Source organism: Eisenbergiella porci, from assembly GCF_009696275.1.
Classification (GTDB): domain Bacteria; phylum Bacillota; class Clostridia; order Lachnospirales; family Lachnospiraceae; genus Eisenbergiella; species Eisenbergiella porci.
This window is the reverse complement of the sequence record NZ_VUMI01000003.1, coordinates 149998-171439: the sequence shown is the minus strand read 5'-3', so window position 1 is coordinate 171439 and position 21442 is coordinate 149998. Positions and strand designations below refer to the sequence as shown.

Sequence of the window (21442 nt, the reverse complement as noted above, 5' to 3'; positions counted from 1 at the left end):
GTCTTTTCCTGCCCATTTCTGTCCGCTCCATTTTGGCCGAATGCAGGGCAGACAGGAGAATATCATTATTATGCCACGCTCCGGTTATTTCGAACGCTTCATATAAAAAAACGGCGCAGGAAATTCTTTTGAAATTATAATAGCATAGATTGGAACAGAAGGGAGATGTTATTTTAAGCCAGAAGTTGATGAAAACCGTGTAAAAAACGAACTGTCCCGTTGCAGGCTTGCTTCGGCGTCGGACGTCAGACGGGGCTGGCTTTTTTCCATCGGTATAGTATAATGAAAATGCAGAGATAAAAACACAGCCCGGTAGGTAGTCCGGGCGCAGCGGACAATATTTGTGAAAGCGCTGTCAGTAACCCTCCCTCCTTGGGTCGTCCGTTCTTTGTTCATAAATATATTTAAGGAGGATTCTTTTATGGACAGAGCATCGGAAGAAGCAGGACAGCAGGCAGTTTTGAGGGTGTTTTTTGAAGACCCGTTCTGGGTGGGGGTGTTTGAGCGCACTTCACAGGGAAGGGTATCCGTTTCAAAGATTACCTTTGGCCCGGAGCCTAAGGATTATGAGGTATGGGATTTCCTTCTCAGGAATTATTCAAAGCTGTGTTTCAGTCCTTCGGTGGAAGCTGTGGTAAAAGAAACGGGGCAAAATCCCAAAAGGATGCGGCGGCAGGTGTGCAGGGAACTGCGGCAGCCGGGCATCGGAACCCCGGTGCGGCGGCCATGGTAATGATGGATCTGGATAATTTCAAGGGGATTAATGATCGTTATGGACACGACTGGGGCGATGAATATCTGAGGCGCTGCGCCCGCATCCTGGAAAAAAGCAATGGGGAACGGGGCATAGCGGCCAGAAGGTCGGGAGATGAATTCTGCCTGTTTCTGCATCATTTTTCTTCCAGGGAGGAAATCGCCAATTATATGGAAGAACTGTACGGGGAAATCCGTGCCGGGGAAATCACTTTCCCTGACGGAAGCACCGGCTTCTTGCGAATCTCCTCAGGGCTGGCCTGGTACGGGGAATCGCTTAACAGCGGCAGCATGCTGTTGCGTGCGGCGGATTATGCGCTGTATGATGCAAAGAACAATGGAAAAGGAATATGGAAGCAGTATTCCCTGTGAGATACAGGGAAACTGAAGAAAGTAAGCCGCAGGAAATCGGGAATTTCCTGCGGCTTTTATTTCCGCGGCTTACCCCAGCCGCGGCCTTGTTGCACTTTTAGTTAACTGTATTAAAACGGTACAGATACTTTTTGTCAGAAGCTGTTACCATTATTTGCTGCTGATTTCACTGTGCAGCTCCTGAATGGATTTTACTTCTCCGTTGCCGTGTTCCTTCACATACTTGATTCCCTTTGCGGTAGCGCGTGCGGCGGCAATGGTGGTCATGTAAGGAATTTTTGCTTTAATGGCGGCCTTCCTTAAATAGCTGTCGTCATGCATGCTTTCCTTGCCGACAGGAGAGTTTACAACCAGCTGGATTTTTCCGTTGGTGATGAGGTCGAGGATATTCGGCCTGCCCTCATAAAGCTTGTTAACCCTTTCCGCTTCGATGCCTGCTTCTCTGATGAGATTGCAGGTGTTTTCCGTTGCGATGATTTTAAAGCCTGCTTCAGCAAATGCCTTTGCTACCTCAACCACCTCGGCCTTGTCCTTTCTGTTTACGGAAATCAGGACGGTGCCTTCCAGGGGAAGACGGGACTGGGTTGCTTCCTGCGCTTTATAGAACGCTTCTCCATAGTAGGTGGACAGGCCTAAAACTTCGCCGGTGGAGCGCATTTCCGGTCCGAGAACCGGATCGACCTCCGGGAACATATTGAAGGGGAATACCGCTTCCTTTACACCGTAGTAAGGGATATGCTGCTCCTTCAATCCGGAAATGGGGGAGGGCTTGCCGGTAAGCTCTGCAGTGATGATATCAATGGCAAGGGGCACCATACGGATATTGCATACCTTGGATACTAACGGCACGGTACGGGATGCGCGGGGATTGGCCTCCAGCACATAAACTCTGCCGTTTTCGATGGCATACTGCATGTTCATCAGGCCTTTTACATGCATTTCTTCCGCAATCCTTCTTGTATAATCCTTGATTGTTTTCACATTTTCCTCGGAAATGTGTACGGAAGGGATAATGCAGGCAGAGTCTCCGGAATGCACGCCTGCCAGCTCAATATGCTCCATAACCGCAGGAACAAAGGCATGTGTCCCATCGCTGATGGCATCCGCTTCACATTCCATGGCATGATTCAGGAAACGGTCGATGAGGATAGGGCGGTCGGGAGTAACGCCGACTGCGGCCTTCATATAGCCCGCCATGCTTTCATCATCGTAAACCACTTCCATGCCGCGTCCACCTAAAACATAGGAAGGGCGGACCATTACAGGATAGCCAATCCGGTTGGCAATCTCAAGCGCTTCCTCCACGGTGGTTGCCATTCCTGACTCCGGCATGGGGATTTCCAGTTTTTCCATCATGGCGCGGAACAGGTCGCGATCCTCCGCCAGATCGATAACGGAAGGGGAGGTGCCGAGAATTTTCACACCGTTCTTTTCCAGTTCATTTGCAAGATTCAGAGGCGTCTGTCCGCCGAACTGTGCGATAACGCCCACCGGTTTTTCCTTTTTATAGATACTCAGTACATCCTCCAGGGTCAGCGGTTCAAAATACAGCTTGTCGGAGGTGTCGTAGTCGGTGGAAACAGTTTCCGGGTTACAGTTAACGATGATGGTTTCAAAGCCCAGCTTTTTCAGGGCCAGTGAGGCATGAACGCAGCAGTAGTCGAATTCGATGCCCTGTCCGATACGGTTGGGGCCGCCGCCGAGAATCATAACCTTGGGTTTGTCGTTGGAGATGGGATTCTTATCCTCCGCGTTGTAGGTGGAGTAGTAGTAGGCGCTGTCGGGAGTGCCGCTTACATGGACGCCTTCCCAGGCTTCCTCCACACCCAGCGCAATACGGCGGTTCCGGATATCGTCTTCCGGGATTTCAAGGATCTGGCTTAAGTATTTGTCGGAGAAGCCATCCTTCTTTGCAGCAATCAGGCGGTCATCGGCAGGAAGGCCGCCTTTATGGGCGGCGAGCGCCTCTTCTTCTTCCACCAGTTCCTTCATCTGCTGTATAAAGTAGGTTTTTACCTTGGTAATGTCATGGATTTCATCAATGGTGGCACCCTTGCGGAGCGCTTCATACATGATAAAATGACGTTCACTGGAGGGCGTAATCAGCATGGAGAGGAGCTGTTCCTTTGTTTTGCTGTCAAAATCCTTCGCATGGCCCAGGCCGTAGCGGCCGGTTTCCAGGCTGCGGATGGCTTTCTGGAAGGCTTCCTTGTAGTTCTTGCCGATGCTCATGACTTCGCCTACCGCACGCATCTGCGTACCCAGCTTGTCTTCTACGCCTTTGAATTTTTCAAAGGCCCAGCGGGCGAACTTGATTACCACATAGTCTCCGTCAGGCACATATTTGTCCAGAGTCCCGTATTTTCCGCAGGGGATGTCCTTCAGGGTGAGGCCGCAGGCCAGCATGGCTGAAACGAGGGCGATAGGGAAGCCGGTAGCCTTGGAAGCCAGAGCGGAGGAACGGGAGGTACGGGGATTGATTTCGATAACAACGATGCGGTCGGTTTCCGGATCATGGGCAAACTGTACGTTGGTGCCGCCGATAACCTGAACGCTTTCAACGATTTTATAAGCCTGCTCCTGCAGACGCTTCTGACATTCCTCAGAAATGGTGAGCATAGGGGCGGAACAGAAAGAATCGCCGGTATGCACGCCGAGGGGATCGATATTCTCAATAAAGCAGACGGTGATCATGTTGTTTTCACAGTCCCTGACAATTTCCAGCTCCAGCTCTTCCCAGCCGAGAATGGATTCTTCCACAAGAACCTGTCCCACCAGGCTTGCCTGGAGGCCTCTTGCGCATACTGTTTTCAGCTCGTCCACGTTGTAAACGAGTCCGCCGCCTGCGCCGCCCATGGTATAAGCGGGACGGAGTACTACGGGATAGCCAAGACGATCCGCAATGGACAGCGCCTCTTCCACGCTGTAGGCAACCTCGCTGCGGGCCATTTCAATGCCCAGCTCGTTCATGGCTTTTTTGAATTCGATACGATCTTCGCCGCGTTCGATGGCATCCACCTGGACGCCGATAACCTGAACGTTATATTTTTCCAGAACGCCGGCTTTGTTCAGCTCCGCGCACAGGTTCAGTCCGGACTGTCCGCCCAGGTTGGGCAGCAGGGCGTCGGGCCTTTCCTTGGCGATAATCTGCTCCAGCCGTTCCACATTCAGCGGTTCGATGTAAGTAACATCGGCTGTTTCCGGATCGGTCATAATGGTTGCAGGATTGGAATTAACGAGTACGATTTCATAACCCAGTTTCTTGAGTGCTTTACATGCCTGGGTTCCGGAATAGTCAAATTCGCAGGCCTGACCGATGATGATCGGACCGGAACCGATGATAAGTACTTTGTGAATGTCTGTTCTTTGTGACATATTTCCTCCATTCTGCTGCAGAAAATCCGCAGCCCTAGTATCAGGCGGGAAAACGGCGCCAGCTTTTACGCATCTGTACGCAAACCGAAATGGAAAGAACCATCTGATCCCTTCCGCCCGTTCTGCAGTAATTTCCCTTTGCAGTATATTATATAGGAAAATCGCCAAAAGGCAAATCATATTTTTTATGAATTATAAAAAGAAAATAAAGTGATAAAAAATAGTTGCTAAAACAATAATGTTTTATTATACTGAAAATCAGGAAAAGAATATTTCCTGACGGCTTCTGTTATCAGTCAGGAGTAAAGATGAAAGCAAGAGATAAGTTTCAGAAGTTAAATCTGAGCAATGCCTTCCTGTTCGCAGCGGTGATGAATGACGCAGAGGTCTGCCGGCTGGTGCTGGAGATATTGACAGGAGAACCTGTGGAAGCGGTGAATGTGCAGAGTGAACAGAGTATTTTATTCAGTTCCGATTTCAGGAGCGTGCGTCTTGATGTTTATGCCAGGGACTGCCTGGAGGTAGAGTACGATCTGGAAATGGAGAATGGCGGTGAAAGTCTGCCAAAGCGCAGCCGGTATTACCAGTCCCAGATGGACGTAGCCGCTCTGAAGCCGGGGGATGATGTGGATCTGCTGGGATTAAGCTATGTTATATTTCTGTGTACCTTTGATCCTTTTGACGAGGGACTGTATCGTTATCGTTTTGAAAATACCTGCACGGAAACAGGAAACAGCCTGGGAGACGGAACGAAAAAGATATTTCTGAATACCAGGGGACGGACAAAAAAGGATGTATCAGAGGAACTGCTGCATTTTCTGGCCTATGTGGAAAATACTACGGATGAATGTGCGGCATTGTACAATGATCGGAAGCTTGACAGGATTCACCGGAAGGTGAAGGAACTGAAGGCAAGCCGGGAATGGAGGGCGAGGTATATGAAGTTTGAGGAGCTGCTTTCTAAGGAACGTGAGGAAGGGCAGTTTGCCGGTGAAAAAAGGATGCTGGCTTTGGTGCGCGCCATGCTTCAGGATAACCGGAGCGATGAAATCCCGTTGCTGGAAACAGATGAAAAGCTGCGGGAAGAGCTGTTCAGGGAATATCATATATAATTCAATAATTCTATTCTTCTCAGCTGCCCGTCCGGGCAGCGTCTTTATCGGACCGGGGATTATACTGCCGGTCTGTTCAGGTATTTTATGTGCCTGATTTCAAATTTTCCAATATATAATAAATTCAGATAACGGCCTGCCGGGCGGGAAATATTTTTTCCTTTTTAAGGTCAGTTTTAGCCTTTTATAATTATTACGTCTTTCATTTCTATATTCAGGCAACAGCATACGGATTTCCACTTCAATAGTCGACATATGATATAAAATATACTACACTAATTTATAGGATAAGGAGGTGTTACATGGCAGCCATAGATCTGATAGTTCTGGGAATGATTAAGCAGCAGCCGCAAAGCGCTTATGAGCTCCAGAAAAATGTAGAGTACAGGAACATATCCCGCTGGGTAAAAATCAGCACGCCTTCCATATACAAGAAGGTTATCCAGCTGGAGGAGAAGGGATATCTGGAGGCGGAGCTTGTCCGGGAGGGAAATATGCCGGAGAAAAGCGTCTACCGGATAACGCCAGAGGGCGAACATTTTTTTATGGACCTGATGGAAAAAACAGCGCGGGAAACCGTGAGTATTTTCCTGAATTTCAATGCGGTGATCATGAACCTGGATTTTATGCCGGAGGAAAAGAGAAAGGAGCTTCTGGAAGGAATACATGACGGAATCAGCGATCTGAAGGAAACCATCGAGGTAAAAAGCGGTGAAAGACAGCATATTCCGCTGACAGGGCGGACCATACTGCAGCAGCAGCTGGAAATGACGGAGGCAATGGAGCGCTGGCTTACCGGCTTTGAAAAGGAGTATCTGAAGAAAAAATGAAGCCGCTGTGATAAGAAGCGGCGTAAAAAACGTGCAGGTCCGCATCAGCGGATGGAGAGGAGAAGTAATGGCATTCTTCGTGAAAAAGGGCTGCCTGTGATCTATGAGGTAGGACCCGGAGTCCACGAATGGGATTTCTGGAACCGTTATATCAAACGGATTCTGGTCTGGCTTCCTTTAGAGGAGCCGGCAGCAGGAAGCTACAGCGGAAAAATAGGTGATGCCGGGCGGCCGTAGACCATGCTGCAAAATCAAATGTAATTGTTCAGTCCCTTCACAGTTACTGCAGGAATCGGTTGCAACTGGCGCCGTACTGGGGCATAATAAAGATAACAGCTAAAGAGGGCGGACGAGCCGGCGGTAATACCGGCTCGTCATTTCCGCGGGCAGTGCAGGAGCGCGGCAAAAGCAGGAAGAACGTCGGGTGCGCAAAAGGGAGGGGCTTACGTGAAGCAAAATGGGAAACGCAACAAGTATACCTTTGGATTAGGGACCATAGGCAGGGATATGGTCTATTCCATGGTGAGCATGTATCTGATTTATTATCTTACGGACATTATTGAACTGCCCACATCCACACTTTGGTGGATCACGGCAATCGTTCTTTGTGCCCGTATTTTTGATGCGTTAAACGATCCGATTATGGGCGTGATTGTGGATAATACGGACACAAAATATGGGAAATTCAAGCCCTGGATCGCACTGGGCGCATTACTTTCAGGAATGCTGACCGTCCTGCTCTTTACGGATTTCGGACTGCAGGGAGCGGCCTATATCGCCGTATTTGCCCTGATTTATGTGGCCTGGGGGCTGGCCTATACTGCGAATGACATTTCCTACTGGTCCATGCTGCCTTCCCTGAGCCTGGAGCAGAAGGAACGGGAGCAAATCGGATCCGTTGCCAGGATTTGCGCCAATATAGGCCTGTTTTTCGTGGTTGCGGGGATTGTGCCTATTACCACTGCCTTTGGAAATGCCCTGGGAAGCATGCAAAAGGGCTACTTTGCCTTTTCATTCCTGGTGGTGGCCGTGATGTGGGCGGGCCAGTGCGTCACTCTTGTCGGAGTGCGTGAGCCAAGGGAGCTGGTGGTGAAAAATAAGCATACCAGCCTGCGGGAGCTGCTGCAGGTAATTTTCAAAAACGACCAGCTTCTTTACACAGCAATTTCCATGGCGCTGTTCATGATTGGCTATACCACAACCACCAGTTTCGGCCTTTATTTTTTCAAATATGCCTATGGGGATGAGGGGATGTATTCTGTTTTTGCGCTGATTCTTGGCGTTTCCCAGATCGCCGCGCTGGTGGTGTTCCCCTGGATCAGCAGGTTCTTCGAGCGGAAGACGCTCTATGCCTTTGCCACCGCACTGGTGGTGGCCGGCTATCTCATCTTTTTCTTTGCGCCGCTTGATACCATGCTCTTTATCGGAATCGCCGGCGTTCTGCTCTTCGTGGGGCAGGCATTTATCCAGCTGATGATGCTCATGTTTCTGGCGGATACGGTGGAATACGGGTTCTGGAAATCGGGACGCAGAAATGACAGCGTCACCTTCTCACTCCAGCCGTTTATCAATAAAATGGGCGGCGCGGTTTCCTCCGGCGTGGTAAGCGCCACGGTCATCCTGTCCGGCATCAAGGAGGCGCAGAGCGCGGCGGATGTAACGGCCGAAGGCCTGCTGATGATGAAAACGGCCATGATGGTTTTCCCGCTGATTTGCATTGTGGCGGGTTTCCTGCTTTACCTGAAAAAGTATAAAATTGACCGAAAGCTTTATGAACAGATTCTGAAGGACTTAAAGGAGAGAGGCGATCTCAGAATCGGGGAAGGAGAGTGAACCATGTATCACGAAATTACAATGAAAAGCAGCTTGAGAGAGGTATATGCCCACCCCGTCGGACACGACATCCTGAAAAAGATCCTTCTGCAGGCAGGTATGCAGGATAAGCTTCTTACCAGCCGGCTGACCGGATCCCTGTCCCTGCAGGCCCTGTCCGTACTGACGAAAAAAATGCTGGATGATGCTTTCTGGCAGACCTTTCTGCATCTGCTCAACAGCGAACAGGACCGCCCGGACGGGGGCGATGGGGAGCTTATTAAAAAGTGGTGGAAGGAAGCCGTTTTTTACCAGATCTATCCCCGCAGCTTCTGTGATACGAACGGCGACGGAATCGGTGATTTGAAGGGAATTATCGGAAAACTGGATTACCTGCATACGCTGGGGGCGGACGCTGTCTGGCTGTCGCCGATCTATGATTCGCCCAACGACGACAACGGCTATGATATCCGGGATTATCATAAGATAATGAAGGAATTCGGCACCATGGAGGAGTTTGACGCCCTGCTTTCCGGTCTGCACCAGAGGGGGATGCGGCTGATTATGGATTTGGTGGTTAACCATACCTCAGACGAGCACGAATGGTTCCGGGAGGCGGTAAGGGATCCTTACGGCCCCTGCCATGATTACTATATTTTCCGGGAAAATGAGGACGGGAGAGAGCCGAATAACTGGACGTCCTTTTTCGGCCAGGGAAAATACGGGGATGCCTGGCGCTATATTCCGCAGAATGACGAATGGGCGCTGCATCTTTTTTCCAAAAAACAGATGGATTTAAACTGGGATAATCCCCGGCTGCGCTCCGAAATCATTTCCATGGTAAAATGGTGGCTGGAAAAGGGCGTGGACGGCTTCCGTCTGGATGTTATCAACTATATTTCCAAGGAGGAAGGGCTTCCCTACGGCAATGAAAGCGTGAGAAAAATGATGGGCTATGTGGGAATTGAGCATTATTTTTACGGCCCCCATCTTCATGATTATCTGCGGGAGCTGCGCTGTAAGGCGTTTGACACTACCGACGCTTTTTCCGTGGGAGAGACACCGGGGGTGGGAATGCAGATGGCCAGGCTTCTTACCGGGGAGGACAGGCATGAGCTGGACATGATTTTCTCCTTTGATCATCTGGAAACGCCGGGACATACCCGTTTTGACGACTATCGCTACGATCTGAACTACCTGAAGCAGTACTATACGGAATGGATGGAGGGTTATGGAAACGGCTGCTGGATGTCGCTCTTTTTCGAAAACCATGACAATCCCCGGATGATATCCAAAATAAACGAAGACCCGGAGTACCGCTTTGCCATCGGCAAGCTTCTGGGAATGATCCAGTTTACGCTGCGGGGAACGCCTTTTATCTATCAGGGGCAGGAGCTGGGAGCAATCAACGGGTCGTTTACGGATATATCACAGATTCAGGATGTGGAGAGCCGGAACCTGTATGAAGAATTCTGCCGCACCATGGGCGAAGAGGAGGCACTGCGCCGGATCCTTGCAGGGACCCGCGATCATGCCAGGCTCATGATGGACTGGCAGGAGGTATGCCGTCAGAAAAACGACAGAGAATCCATTTATTATTTTTATAAAAAACTGATAGCCCTGCGGAAAAAATATCCCGCGCTTGTTTACGGGGAAGTCAGGATTGTCCATAAGGAGAAGAAAAATTTCTTCGCCTGGTTCCGTGAACTGGGCAACGAGGCTTTTTATGTGGAATGTAATCTCAGCGAAAAGCAGAGAAAGCGCCCGCCCCGCCCGAAGGGCTTTTGCCCCTTGCTTTCCAACTATAGCCGGATAGAGAGCAGGATGCAGCCCTATGAGGCCTGCCTTTACCGCTTTAAAAAGGAAGCTGCCGTTTGCGGTAAGGGTTCCGCCAAAGCGCCGGAAGGAAGGTGACGGACATGGATAAGCATATGGATAAGAAAAGCAATGTCTCCAGCCCGGTGATATTACTCCTTTCCTTTTTATTTATCGCGTTGGAAAGCGTCCGCCTTTTCACTGGTAAGCAAAGCGCCTATTTTACAGACGCCATCCTGCCGGCCGTATGGATTGCAGCTTATTTTCTCATAATAGCCGTGCTGCTTTTGGCCTGCTTCCTTCTCTGCATCCGGGGAATGCGCCGCCAATGGCACCACCTTTTACGCATTCCCCTGGCCATGTACTTCCTTTATTGCCTGGCGGTAGCCGGCCTTATCCTCACCACCGGCTATGCCCCGCTGATTCTGCTTCCCGTCATGGTGGGAATTATCGTCATCATAGTAGAAATCATCAACGAAAGAACTCTGGTCCGTTGAGCGGGGGAGGGGGAAACGTCCCGGTTCCGGTTCCATCCGCCCTTTGTCCGCGCAGGCTGCGGCCGGGCTTCCTTTTCCCGGTCCGGCGGGGCGTGTTTTCGGTTCCAGTCTCAAAAACGGGGTGTTTCTAACCGTTCCCCTATACCGGGCATCTGCCAACGCGGCCAAAACTCCTCCGCAGCGGCCCTGGAAGCTGCGGCGCGTGAAAAGGTTTTGAGGCCTGCTGCGTCGTCAGACAGGCCGCTAAGGGCGGCAGAAGCCCGGCCCTGGGGAAGCGGTAAGAAACATCTCCGTTTTTTCCAATGGAGCCGAAAACACGCCCCGCCGGCCCGGGAAAAGGAAGCCCGGCCGCAGCCTGCGCGGACAAAGGGCGGATGGAACCGGAACCGGGACGTTTGGCATCTCTCCACATAAATGGAAACCGGTCAGAAAAAGACAAATAAACTGCAAGATTTTACATTTTCAAATGGTTTAGGATCTTTTATTATTTAATATAAGGATATGTGTGTATGAAGTTTTCCTTTAGGGAAGGCTTCATACTGCAGCATATAAAAAAATGGAGGAAATATTTACGATGAACAGCAAGCTTTTACAAGAAAACGGGTTTATGCCCTGGGAGCAGAATCCGGAGTGTTTCCGGATCAATAAGAGAGCGCCTCACAGTGACATTATCCCTTTTCCTTCTCTGGAGGATGCCCTTTCATGGAATAAGACTGCCAGAAGGGTGACAGATTTGAACGGAATCTGGAAGTTTCGTTATTTTGAGAATCCGGATCAGTGCAACGCCGCATATCCGGAAGGGTTGGAAATGGTAATGGATACACATAACTGGGGACATATCCGGGTGCCGGCAAACTGGCAGATGGAGGGGTATGATTATCCGCAGTACGTGAATGTAAAGTATCCCTGGGAAATGACGGAAGATATCATGCCGCCGGAAATCCCCAGAGTTTATAACCCGGTGGGGATTTATGAACGTTCCTTTTTTGCAGAGAAAACAGACGGAGAGAGGATGTATCTTCGTTTTGAAGGCATTGAATCCTGCGGCGAGGTGTATGTGAACGGAAGTTTTGTGGGCTACAGCGAGGGTTCTTTTACTCCCGCGGAGTATGATATTACGGATTATGCGGTTGACGGGGAAAACCAGCTGGTGGTGAAGGTGCTGCGCTGGTGTGACGGCAGCTGGCTGGAGGATCAGGATTTCTGGCGTCTGTCCGGTATTTTCAGGGATGTGGCCCTGTATACCCTGCCTGAAGTACATATTGGTGACTGGAAAGTGGATGCCCTGCTGGATGAGAATTACCAGGACGGTATCCTGAATGTGGAAGCGGCGCTGGAAGGGAAGGCGGACGGCTGCAGGGTACGGCTGGAGCTTTACAGTCCCAGGGGCAGACAGCTGCTGGATTCTCCCGAGACAGAGGTAAAGGACGGAAAAGCAGCATTTTCCCTGCAGGTGGAGACACCCTGGCAGTGGAGTGCGGAATCTCCTGTGCTTTATACTGTAGTGCTGTATCTGGAGAATGAAGGAGAGGAAACAATTCTGGCGGCACGCTGCGGATTCCGTACCTTTGAATTAAAGGACGGCCTGATGATGCTGAATAACAAGAGGATTGTTTTCAAGGGCGCAAACAGGCATGAGTTCGGCGCTGAATTCGGAAGGGCCATTACGAGGGAAGCCATGCTTAAGGACGTGCTGGCGATGAAACGCAACAATATCAACGCTGTCCGCACCTCCCATTATCCCAACCATCCTTATTGGTACGAGCTGTGTGATGAATATGGTCTTTATGTAATCGATGAAACCAATCTGGAAACCCACGGCAGCTGGACCTACGGCGTGCCCGAAGAGGAGCAGCCCGACATCCTTCCGGGAAGCAATCCCCGCTGGACGGGAGCGGTCCTTGACAGAGTGGCGGATATGTATTACAGGGACAGAAATCATCCTTCGGTGCTCATATGGTCCCTGGGAAATGAGTCCTTCTGCGGAACGAACTTCCGTAAAATGGCTGATTTCCTCCGCACCCATGACAGTACCAGGCTTGTCCATTATGAAGGACAGTGCCACTGCCAGGGGTATGAGGATGTGACGGATATGATTTCCACCATGTACACCCCGGTGGAGCAATGGGTGAAATATGAAGATACTAATCCGGAGAAGCCCGCTATCCTCTGTGAATATGCGCATGCCATGGGAAATTCCTGCGGCAGCCTTATCAAATATACGGAGGCTTTCGAAAAATATCCTAAGCTTCAGGGCGGCTTTATCTGGGATTTCGTGGATCAGGCGATTTTGACAAAGGACAAGAATGGTAAGGATTACCTGGGCTACGGCGGTGATTTTGGAGAAGGCTATACGGATGGGATTTTCTGCGGAAACGGCCTGATGTTTGCGGACAGGACGGAAACTCCCAAGATTAAGGAAACGAGAATCTGCTATCAGAATATGAAATTTGCTGATGCCGACTGGGAGACCGGCGAGGTGACAATCTGCAACAGGAGCTTGTTTACGGATTTATCCGCTTATCGTTTTGTGTGGACGCTGGTTCTTGACGAGGTTTCCTGCGCTCAGGGAAGTGTGGACGTTAAATGCGCGCCCGGGGAAACCGTTAAGGTACGCCTTCCTTTTGCCGGGGAACTAAAAAAATGGAAGGAAGCAGGAAAATCCTGTCTGGAGGCCTTCCTGAATATGGAAGCGCAGCTGAAGGAGGATACGGCCTGGGCCAGAGCCGGCTATGCTGTGGCAAAGGGACAGTTTATTACCGGCAGCAGGGAAAGCCTTCTTACGGAAAAGAAGGAAGGAAGCAGCCTGAAGGTAACGGAGAATTTCGGCGCCCTGATAATTACAGGCAGTGATTTCGAATACCGTTTTTCCAAACGAAGCGGAGACTTCTACAGCATCCGCAGAGACGGAAAGGAATACCTGAAGGCGCCCCTGGAATGCAATTTCTGGAGAGCGAGCACGGACAATGACCGTGGAAGCAAACAGTCCTACCGTTCCATGATATGGAGATATGCCGGTGCGAATGCCGCCAAATGGACCAATCAGGGAAAGGTTAGCGGCGAGGCTGTGGAGGTGGAGATGAAATTCATCCTGCCCACTACATCCCAGGCAGTGATGGAAACGAAAATCACCATACGTCCGGATGGCAGCATTCTGTTTGACAACACATATAAAGGCGGGGAAAATCTGCCTGATATACCGGAGGCAGGCCTGCTGTTTACCCTTCCGGAAAGCTTTGACCGTTTTGAATGGCACGGCAGGGGAGAACACGAAAACTACATTGACAGGAACAGCTCCGCCTTTGTAGGAACCTACCGTTCCAAAGTGGCGGATCGCATGGCACCTTATCTGATGCCTCAGGAATGCGGCAACATGACAGGCGTCAGAAGGCTTACCGTAATGAGCCGCTGCGGAGCAAGCCTGACCTTTACCGGAATCCCGGAGGTGGAAGCGAATGTCCTTCCCTATACCCCGGAGGAAATGGAGCTTGCCGCACATCAGAAGGATCTGCTCCCTTCCGATAAGACGGTGGTAAGAATAAATTACCGCCAGACCGGCGTTGGCGGAGACGACACCTGGAGCCTCAATGCCAGGGCACATGAAGAATTCCGCATCAAAGGCGACGGAACGTATCATTTTGTATTTAAAGTAAAACCGGAATAAAAAAGCGTTAACGCAGTAAAAAACGGCCGCCCCGGAAGCGATGGTAACATCAGCGCTTCCGCAGGCGGCCGTTTCTGTGAAATTATACATCATTCAAGCTGACTCAATACTGTTTGGGCCGCAGCCCCTTCAGGACTCAGGTCATGGAGGCCTTATAAATCTCATCAATGGAGCGTTTCAGCACCGCATTGAATTCCTCGTCCGTCTGCTGCTTCAAAAGCCCTGCGGTAAGCGCCCTGGAAAAGCTTGCGATCAGCCGGTGATTCCTTGCCAGCCGCTGATTGGCTTCCACCTGGCTGTAACCGCCGGACAGCGCCACAACACGCACCACATGAGGATCGTCAATCAGCTCTGCATAAAAATCGTCTATACTGGGTATCGAAAGCTTAAACATCAGCTTCGTATCCGGAGCCAGCGTGCTTAAATGCGCCAGCAGCTCCTTTTTCAGCAGATTTTCCGCCGCCTCCTTGTCGGGAATGAAGATATCCACCTCAGGCTCAAGAATCGGAACCAGTCCTGCGTCGGCAATACGGCAACCAATTTCAAACTGCTGGTCCACGATTTTTTTAATTCCGTAAGGATCGGCCGCTTTGATAACAGACCGCATTTTCGTTCCGAAAATATGCCTTTCCTTCGCCCGTTCCAGCAGTTCCTCCAGATTGTGGATAGGCTTCATCATCCGGACGCCGTATTCCTGCTCCGCAAGTCCCTTGTCCACCTTCAGGATCGGCAGAATCCCTTTCTCTTCCCACAGGTAATCTGCGGTAAACTTCCCGTCAATCTGCCGTTCCATCGTGTTCTCAAAAAGAATTGCCCCCAGAATATGCTCGGAAGTGAAAGCAGGGCTTGTCATAATCCTGGTCCTCATCTCATGGATAAGGTCGAACATCTCCTTATCGCTGTGATAGGCTTCATCCGGAATACCATAGAGCCGGAGAGCCTTCGGCGTGCTCCCGCCGCTCTGATCCAGTGCCGCGATAAAACCGTTTCCCTTGTGCATCCGTTCAAATTGTTCCTGATTCATATATGCTCCCCCTTTTCTGCAGAGTTCCGGCAAATTTCACGTTCCGGCCTCTACGATCAGCCATCCGCATATATTCAGCCGATGCGTCCTTCACCACAACTGCTAATCAAAATCAACAAGTTTCTCTATAGTTATATTATACTGCCATATCCGCAAAAACGCCACAAAATATCAGCAAATTCCACAAAAAAATTCAAGGCGCTTTGCACGAAAGCCCATTCATTTTCCATTATTTATGACGAGCTAAATTGTAAGTTCACGCCTTTACGCCAAGACATTCCAAAAGCCGCCAATGTCCGGGGCGCCGTCCGGCTCCGGCAGAACTGATGTGCGTCCGCTCCAAAGCTGCCGCCAAAACCGCAAAAATAGCGGAAGGCCCCGCAAGTACGGGACCTTCACTTTTTTTATAATATAATTGAGCAACAGAACCGCATCCATAAGCCTGACTGACACAATTCCGTGTTCCCATCAATTTGTTATAATCATACCCTACAAATGTGACAAAACTATGTACACATTCATAAGAAAAAATAAAAAAAACACGAAAGATTTTATAAATTATTAGGAATAAGAGGAAGAAAGACAGTTGATTGCAGCCGCTTCAGATGGCAGGAAGGACGGCGCCGACGCTGATGCATTTATCCTGGTTCCTTCACAATGAATTTCAAAATGTCTTGAGATATTTTATGAAATATAGTAATGTGAAGTTGACTTCACGTGAAGTATACTTCATATGAATAAAGGGAGGCTGATAATGAAAACGAAGGTGAAAGAGCTGCGAACCGCATCCGGGATTACCCAGCAGCAGCTTGCCGAATTGGTTCACGTTTCGGCCAGGACAATCATATCCATTGAGAAGGAACAGTACAGCCCGTCCTTAATGCTGGCATATCGGATAGCGGAGGTTTTTCATGTAACAGTGGAGGAGCTGTGCTGCCTGGAAGAAAACAAAAGGCTGGAGGATCAAAAGTATGAGGAATTGTAAGAAATTAAGCTATACGGATAAAATTAAATGGCGTATCCGTATTTTGTGGATGGTTTTAGCTGCGATGCTGGTTTATATGGTAACGGTGGCGGAACTGGGCGGCGGGGATTCCAGGATTATGACCGGCCTGGCGAAGCAGTTCAGCAGTTTTGTTTTTTTCGGGGGCCTGATTTATGTGGCTTACAGAATTGTCCGAAATAAAAAGCTGCTGAAAAACAGAATGCTTTTAAAGGAACAGCTGCGCATGGAGCAGGACGAAAGAAATCAGTATCTGCATGATAAAAGCGGAGGGATCATAGTGGATATCCTGTTGTTATCTCTGCTGTTTATCACTGTGACAGCCGCATTATTCAACATGGCGGCCTTTTATACGGCAATCACCATACTGGGGCTTACGGTTGTCCTGAAGGCGGCGGCATACTTCTTTTTCAGCCGCAGATAGGCTGCGGGGAGAGGAGAATGCTGCGCCGGATGGCGGCTGAGATGTGATGCTTTTGTGTGTTTCCCATGTAAGAAGTGAAAGGAGAAATCAGATGAGGGCGCTCAGAGTGTTTGGAAGCTTTGTGTATATGACGGCGGTAATTTTTTTCTGCCTTTGCATTTCCGCCGGGCCGTTATGTACATTTACGATTAATAACGTGATTGTGGGGCGTGCAGTATCCTCCAGAGTACTGGACGAGGTATACAGGGGTTGGCCGGAAGTGACCTATGGACAGATGGAGGCCATAGAGAAGGGGATTACGGACAGTGCTGCGCTGCAAAGGCTGACAGGCGATCTCCTGGATGCCATGGCTGAAGAGGCGGTAATGGAAGAGACTGCAAAAATCGCGGAAATGGCAGAATCAGCCGGAAGGACCGGAAATGAAGCTGCCATATTTCTGACGGATAAAACGGTGGAAGAACTGAAGGAGGGTATTTACTCGGAAGTGATAAAGGAAATGGGAGAGCTTCTGACAGAGGAACAAAAGACGGTACTGGAGGATGGGATAGAAATTCAGGTTAATATAATAGCAGACGGGTCTTAAGACGGTCGCAGCCGGTATGCTTGGCGACGTTTATCTGCCGGTAAACGGTCCGCTGCGGCTGTATGCCGCGTTGACTTCTTTTCAGGCAAAGGCTGTTGCATTCCTGTTTCTTTTTGCAGGTGCCGCCGCCGTATTCTGGGCCTGCAGGGGATGGTCTGCAGGGCTCCGCCTGCTGGCCTGGGACAGCATGGCCGCAGGCCTGCTTACCGGAGCGGCCATACCCTTTGCCATTTCATCATCAGCCCGTTTCTTGACCAATCGGATTCTGGGAAGAACGGTGGAGATTACGCTGACGCCTCTGTTATTCTGCGGCGGGATATTGTCTGCCGCAGGGCTGCTCTTCCTTGCCCTGGCGTATGTGCTGCAAAAACACCGATCTGACAGGCTGTAAAATACTGTTTGCGCCAACTGGACAAACCGCTGGAAAAATCCCCCTGCCACAGATTACAAAAAGGGCAGAGACAGTCAAGCGGCTGCAGTACAGGTATGGTATGGTAATAAAAAAAGGAGGAACAAAAAATGTACGCATGGGAACAGATACAGCAGACGGTAGACTACATTGATAAGCATCTGGGAGAGGAGCTTGCCATAGATAATCTGGCAGAAATGGCCTCACTGTCACCTTTTTATTACCAGAGACTGTTTAAGCGGCTGGTAAAAAAGCCGGTGGGTGAGTACATTAAGCTCCGCCGCATGGGTAAGGCGACGGAGGCGCTGCTGCAGAAGGACAGCCGCATTTTGGATATTGCCCTGGAGCTTGGCTTTACCTCACATGAACATTTCACCAGGACGTTTAAGGAAACCTTCGGCATGACGCCGGAGGAATACCGCCGTAATCCAACAACCTTAAACCGCATGACCAAACCGGAGCTTTCCCTGAATTATGTATTGGTGGGGGAAGGGGTTCCCCTGGTAACGGAGGGGATTGTCATTGAGGTAAAAAGAGAACAGAAGGAAGAAGCCGTCAGATATACGGGCTTTGAAAAGAAAATGCCGGTTGCCTTCCTGGACGGCATCGGATGCGACTCCGGAGTGGATCCCCTTGGACAGCTGTGGGACGACCTGCATGAGGCAAAGGATAAAATACCGGGCCTTATGGAGAGCGGAGAGGAAGCCGGGGTTACGCTGCCCTGCAGTGAGGAAGGGTTTTTCCGTTATTTTGCGGGCGCAAGAATCCGGCCGGACGCTGCGGCTTTAGGATATTCGCAGTGGGAGCTTCCCGCAGGGGAGTATGTCGTGTGTTCCTTTGAGGCGGAAAATTTCATGATGCTTGTGACGGATGCTCTTTACAAGGCGCTGAATTACGTTTACGGGGTATGGCTTCCCGGCCACGGACTGCAGACGGAAGGCTTCTGCGCCGAGCTTTATGCCAGCCATACCATGGAAACAACGAGCATGGAAATCTGGATGAAGCTTATTACAGACAGGGAAGAAAAAATGGAATAGTCTTAAAAACGCCTGCCGGCAATTTCTCCGGCAGGCGTTTTTGACTTCTTTAGCAGCACCGTCCCCTCAGGCGGGAAAAAGAAAACGGGCGGCGGTGGTGAACAGGAAGCAGAGTATAATTCCGCAAACAGTTGGTACAAGAAAGGAAAGCAGCGTCCATTTCAGGCTCCCCGATTCCTTTCGGATCGTAAGGAGGGTGGTGGCGCAGGGCCAGTGCATCAGGGAAAAAAGAAGGGTGCTTACCGCCGTAATCCAGGTCCAGCCGTTGGCGGTAAATAGCTGCATCAGCTGTACGCCCTCCACTTCCAGCAGACTCCCCCTGGCCATATAGGTCATAATAATGATGGGCACTACGATTTCATTGGCCGGAAGCCCCAGAAGAAAACCGGTGAGGATACAGCCGTCCATGCCAAGCCGTCGGGCGAAGGGATCAAGAAAGCCGGTGAGCGCCGTAAGCAGCGTGGTCTGTCCGGAAAGCGGCACATTGGCCAGCACCCAGATGAGCAGCCCGGCGGGCGCGGCGGAGATTACGGCCCTTCCCAGCACCTTCAGCGTCCGGTCAACAATGCTGCGCACAATCACCTTCAGGATCTGGGGCCTGCGGTAGGGCGGCATTTCCAGAGTGAAGGAAGAGGGGACGCCCTTCAGTATGGTGGCGGAAAGCAGCCTGGAGACGAGGAAGGTCATCAGGACGCCCAGCACAATGAGCGCCACCAGGATGCACGCGCCCAGGAGAGAGCCGGTCAGCCCGCCCGCCCCGCCGATGAGGAAAAGCGTGATGATGGACAGCATGGTGGGAAATGCGCCACCATCCAAACGGCAACTTTGCTCCATACGACGAGTAGATGGCTGACAGTTCCCTACTCGCCGTCGATAAAAATATGGAGGTCTTTGCCATCCCAGACAATTTTCTTAACTATCAGCTTGATTAAGGTACGCTTTTCTTCAATCGTCAGCGTATGGAAATTGTCTTTGAAGCTGGATAACGCCGTGGACAGCATATCCACTTGGATTTCCCTGTCCGCGATGATGTTTACATCCTTTTGCAGACGGGCTTTTTCTTCTTTCATGGAAGTAAGCTCTTTGTCCAGCTCCGTGATTCTGGCGTTTACACGTTCAATGAACGCCGCTCCTAAGTTTCCGTGTGACAGTGTGTTGATTAGATTGTCAATCTCGCTGTTACATTTCTTGATTTTATCATCAATGACCGCTACGGGGCTTTTTTGTGTCTGTCCTTGTAAATCACGTTTCAGCTTTTCCAGCAGTTTGTAGATACCGGAGTTCTCGTCTGTGTACTGCATGAGATATTCACAAACAATATCGTCCGCCTGCTGTCCATTGAGATTTTGACAGTCACATAAATTTAAGCCGCCACGCAGTTTATTGTTACAAATATAGTCGTAAAGTTCACGGTTGCCGCCTTTGCCGCTCCGCTGCTTTGCGAACATCCGGCTCTGGCATTTATCACAGAAGATTAAGCCGGACAGCAAGGAATAGTCATTATGCATGATAGCAGGTTTCTTCCCTGTGGGGATATTGTCTTTTAAGATATTTTGAATTGCTACCCACTTTTTACCGGAAATACGCCCCTTGTGCTTACCGATTGCGACAATCCATTTATCCATATCCTGTCTTGGGGCACTTTTCTTTCGGTAATCACGCTTATTGTATGCCAGCAGACCGTATTTATTGGAACAATCGGTTTTCTCAAAACAAACATCTGAATGATGTTCCGTGAAGTATTCCCATGCGTCTTCGTCAGCGATACAGTAAACCGGATTCTGTAATATCTCTTTAATGCCTAATAGAGAGAAAATCTTTCCTGTACGTGATTTAATCCCCTGCTTGATTAAGTATTTGCTTACGCCGGATATGCTCCGAAGCTCTAAGAACTTTTCCAGAATACAGTCAATGGTTTTCAATTCCTCTGGATTGTCCTTTAGCTTGCAGGAAGTCTTGATTTTGCCGTCAATGATGATTTCCTGTATCTTTTCAGAAGTAAATCCTGTTGGGGTAGTGCCGCCCAGCCAGCGTCCAGTCCTAGCCAGCATTAGCATATTGTCACGGACACGCTCTGCAATCGTTTCTCTTTCCAGTTGGGCGAAAACCGAAGCTATGTACATCATGGCTTTTCCCATAGGCTTTGAGGTGTCAAATTCTTCTTTGATACAGATAAATGAAATATTGTAGCTGTTCAAGTCTTCAATCAGAGAAGAAAAGTCACTGACATTACGGCTGATACGGTCAAGACGATAGCAGACAACGTATTCCGGTTTATTCAGTTTTATATCACGGAGCATTTGCTGGAATTGCGGTCTGTCCGTGTTCTTTGCAGAAAAGCCCTCGTCTTCATAGACGACGATTTCCGCATTATTCGATTCGGGGATTTTGGTTAAAATATACTCCCTGCACATTTCAATCTGGTTTTCAACGCTTTCCCCTTTGCCCGTATATACCGATTTACGGCTGTATATATAGATTCTCAAAGGTTACTCACCATCCTTTTTCTGCTGCACATAGTCAAATAAAATCTTAGCGCATAAGTTGGAAAAGGTACGCTTGTCCTCTTTTGCCAGATTATCTAACTGCTGCTTTAATTCCTTTGAAATTGTTATAGGTACTCTTACGTTATTTTCAGAAACAGCCAAACTATCCACCTCCTTATATATAGTGTATCACAGTGTAACACTTTTGTCAAGATTGCTAATTGATATTAAAAAGTTTCACACAAA

At 49.7% G+C, this 21442-nt stretch carries 18 protein-coding genes and 1 pseudogene; 14 read left to right on the top strand and 5 right to left on the bottom strand.

Going from position 1 to position 21442, the window contains the following annotated elements:
* Nucleotides 1-421: 421 nt before the first annotated feature.
* Nucleotides 422-712 (top strand): annotated as a pseudogene (locus FYJ45_RS03100) (YjdF family protein); the annotation flags it as partial.
* A gap of 14 nt (nt 713-726) precedes the next feature.
* A complete protein-coding gene (locus FYJ45_RS03095) occupies nt 727-1125 on the top strand; it encodes a GGDEF domain-containing protein (protein ID WP_195841629.1) in 399 nt (132 codons plus the stop codon).
* Between the two features lie 150 nt (nt 1126-1275).
* On the opposite strand, the gene carB is transcribed toward FYJ45_RS03095, so the two are convergent.
* Entirely contained in the window at nt 1276-4500 is a 3225-nt protein-coding gene (carB, locus tag FYJ45_RS03090) for a carbamoyl-phosphate synthase large subunit (protein WP_154463432.1), read from the bottom strand.
* 308 nt (nt 4501-4808) lie between these two features.
* On the opposite strand from carB, the gene FYJ45_RS03085 reads away from it, so the two are divergent.
* From FYJ45_RS03085 to FYJ45_RS03055, 7 genes are all read left to right on the top strand, one after another.
* Complete coding sequence (locus FYJ45_RS03085) at nt 4809-5612, top strand: Rpn family recombination-promoting nuclease/putative transposase (RefSeq protein ID WP_154463431.1); 804 nt, start codon at nt 4809-4811, stop codon at nt 5610-5612.
* Nucleotides 5613-5914: 302 nt separating this feature from the next.
* A complete protein-coding gene (locus tag FYJ45_RS03080) occupies nt 5915-6442 on the top strand; it encodes a PadR family transcriptional regulator (RefSeq protein ID WP_021637523.1) in 528 nt (175 codons plus the stop codon).
* Nucleotides 6443-6493: 51 nt separating this feature from the next.
* Entirely contained in the window at nt 6494-6679 is a 186-nt protein-coding gene (locus FYJ45_RS03075) for a hypothetical protein (protein ID WP_154463430.1), read from the top strand.
* Nucleotides 6680-6889: 210 nt separating this feature from the next.
* Nucleotides 6890-8275, top strand: coding sequence for a glycoside-pentoside-hexuronide (GPH):cation symporter (locus tag FYJ45_RS03070; protein ID WP_276891088.1), 1386 nt, complete (start codon nt 6890-6892; stop codon nt 8273-8275).
* Nucleotides 8276-8278: 3 nt separating this feature from the next.
* Nucleotides 8279-10168, top strand: a complete 1890-nt coding sequence (locus FYJ45_RS03065; protein WP_154463429.1) for an alpha-glucosidase — start codon at nt 8279-8281, stop codon at nt 10166-10168.
* Between the two features lie 5 nt (nt 10169-10173).
* Nucleotides 10174-10566, top strand: coding sequence for a hypothetical protein (locus tag FYJ45_RS03060; protein ID WP_025491014.1), 393 nt, complete (start codon nt 10174-10176; stop codon nt 10564-10566).
* Between the two features lie 574 nt (nt 10567-11140).
* A complete protein-coding gene (locus FYJ45_RS03055) occupies nt 11141-14230 on the top strand; it encodes a glycoside hydrolase family 2 TIM barrel-domain containing protein (RefSeq protein ID WP_207708384.1) in 3090 nt (1029 codons plus the stop codon).
* 136 nt (nt 14231-14366) lie between these two features.
* Here FYJ45_RS03055 and FYJ45_RS03050 read toward each other — a convergent pair whose 3' ends face one another.
* On the bottom strand, nt 14367-15254 hold the full coding sequence (locus FYJ45_RS03050) for a fructose bisphosphate aldolase (RefSeq protein ID WP_021637513.1): 888 nt from the start codon (nt 15252-15254) through the stop codon (nt 14367-14369).
* Between the two features lie 754 nt (nt 15255-16008).
* Between FYJ45_RS03050 and FYJ45_RS03045 the strand changes: the two genes are divergently transcribed.
* The 5 genes from FYJ45_RS03045 (at nt 16009) to FYJ45_RS03025 (ending at nt 18710) form a co-directional block, all read left to right on the top strand.
* Nucleotides 16009-16239, top strand: a complete 231-nt coding sequence (locus tag FYJ45_RS03045) for a helix-turn-helix transcriptional regulator (protein WP_025491018.1) — start codon at nt 16009-16011, stop codon at nt 16237-16239.
* Entirely contained in the window at nt 16226-16681 is a 456-nt protein-coding gene (locus tag FYJ45_RS03040) for a hypothetical protein (protein ID WP_021636475.1), read from the top strand. Before FYJ45_RS03045 ends, FYJ45_RS03040 begins: the two co-directional genes overlap by 14 nt.
* 91 nt (nt 16682-16772) lie before the next feature.
* Nucleotides 16773-17264, top strand: a complete 492-nt coding sequence (locus tag FYJ45_RS03035) for a hypothetical protein (RefSeq protein WP_154463427.1) — start codon at nt 16773-16775, stop codon at nt 17262-17264.
* Nucleotides 17265-17280: 16 nt separating this feature from the next.
* Nucleotides 17281-17655 carry a hypothetical protein gene (locus FYJ45_RS03030; RefSeq protein WP_154463426.1) on the top strand — a complete coding sequence of 125 codons (375 nt, stop codon included), beginning with the start codon at nt 17281-17283 and terminating at the stop codon, nt 17653-17655.
* A gap of 128 nt (nt 17656-17783) precedes the next feature.
* Nucleotides 17784-18710: an AraC family transcriptional regulator gene (locus FYJ45_RS03025; RefSeq protein WP_154463425.1), complete on the top strand. Its 927-nt coding sequence runs from the start codon at nt 17784-17786 to the stop codon at nt 18708-18710.
* Between the two features lie 66 nt (nt 18711-18776).
* On the opposite strand, the gene FYJ45_RS03020 is transcribed toward FYJ45_RS03025, so the two are convergent.
* Genes FYJ45_RS03020 through FYJ45_RS03010 form a run of 3 tightly spaced genes read right to left on the bottom strand, consistent with a single transcriptional unit; the run spans nt 18777 to nt 21367 of the window.
* Nucleotides 18777-19526, bottom strand: a complete 750-nt coding sequence (locus tag FYJ45_RS03020) for a nucleoside recognition domain-containing protein (protein WP_235930526.1) — start codon at nt 19524-19526, stop codon at nt 18777-18779.
* A 44-nt stretch (nt 19527-19570) separates the two neighbouring features.
* Entirely contained in the window at nt 19571-21196 is a 1626-nt protein-coding gene (locus FYJ45_RS03015; protein ID WP_154463424.1) for a recombinase family protein, read from the bottom strand.
* A gap of 3 nt (nt 21197-21199) precedes the next feature.
* On the bottom strand, nt 21200-21367 hold the full coding sequence (locus FYJ45_RS03010; RefSeq protein ID WP_276891085.1) for a ribbon-helix-helix domain-containing protein: 168 nt from the start codon (nt 21365-21367) through the stop codon (nt 21200-21202).
* Nucleotides 21368-21442 lie beyond the last annotated feature (75 nt).

Bases quoted from the DNA above. Each gene is read 5' to 3' on its own strand.
- FYJ45_RS03085 (WP_154463431.1), top strand. From the start codon at position 4,809: ATGAAAGCAAGAGATAAGTTTCAGAAGTTAAATCTGAGCAATGCCTTC.
- FYJ45_RS03075 (WP_154463430.1), top strand. From the start codon at position 6,494: ATGGAGAGGAGAAGTAATGGCATTCTTCGTGAAAAAGGGCTGCCTGTG.
- FYJ45_RS03095 (WP_195841629.1), top strand. From the start codon at position 727: ATGGTAATGATGGATCTGGATAATTTCAAGGGGATTAATGATCGTTAT.
- FYJ45_RS03045 (WP_025491018.1), top strand. From the start codon at position 16,009: ATGAAAACGAAGGTGAAAGAGCTGCGAACCGCATCCGGGATTACCCAG.
- FYJ45_RS03030 (WP_154463426.1), top strand. From the start codon at position 17,281: ATGCTTGGCGACGTTTATCTGCCGGTAAACGGTCCGCTGCGGCTGTAT.
- FYJ45_RS03060 (WP_025491014.1), top strand. From the start codon at position 10,174: ATGGATAAGCATATGGATAAGAAAAGCAATGTCTCCAGCCCGGTGATA.
- FYJ45_RS03080 (WP_021637523.1), top strand. From the start codon at position 5,915: ATGGCAGCCATAGATCTGATAGTTCTGGGAATGATTAAGCAGCAGCCG.
- FYJ45_RS03065 (WP_154463429.1), top strand. From the start codon at position 8,279: ATGTATCACGAAATTACAATGAAAAGCAGCTTGAGAGAGGTATATGCC.
- FYJ45_RS03040 (WP_021636475.1), top strand. From the start codon at position 16,226: ATGAGGAATTGTAAGAAATTAAGCTATACGGATAAAATTAAATGGCGT.
- FYJ45_RS03035 (WP_154463427.1), top strand. From the start codon at position 16,773: ATGAGGGCGCTCAGAGTGTTTGGAAGCTTTGTGTATATGACGGCGGTA.
- FYJ45_RS03055 (WP_207708384.1), top strand. From the start codon at position 11,141: ATGAACAGCAAGCTTTTACAAGAAAACGGGTTTATGCCCTGGGAGCAG.
- FYJ45_RS03025 (WP_154463425.1), top strand. From the start codon at position 17,784: ATGTACGCATGGGAACAGATACAGCAGACGGTAGACTACATTGATAAG.
- carB (WP_154463432.1), bottom strand. From the start codon at position 4,500: ATGTCACAAAGAACAGACATTCACAAAGTACTTATCATCGGTTCCGGT.
- FYJ45_RS03050 (WP_021637513.1), bottom strand. From the start codon at position 15,254: ATGAATCAGGAACAATTTGAACGGATGCACAAGGGAAACGGTTTTATC.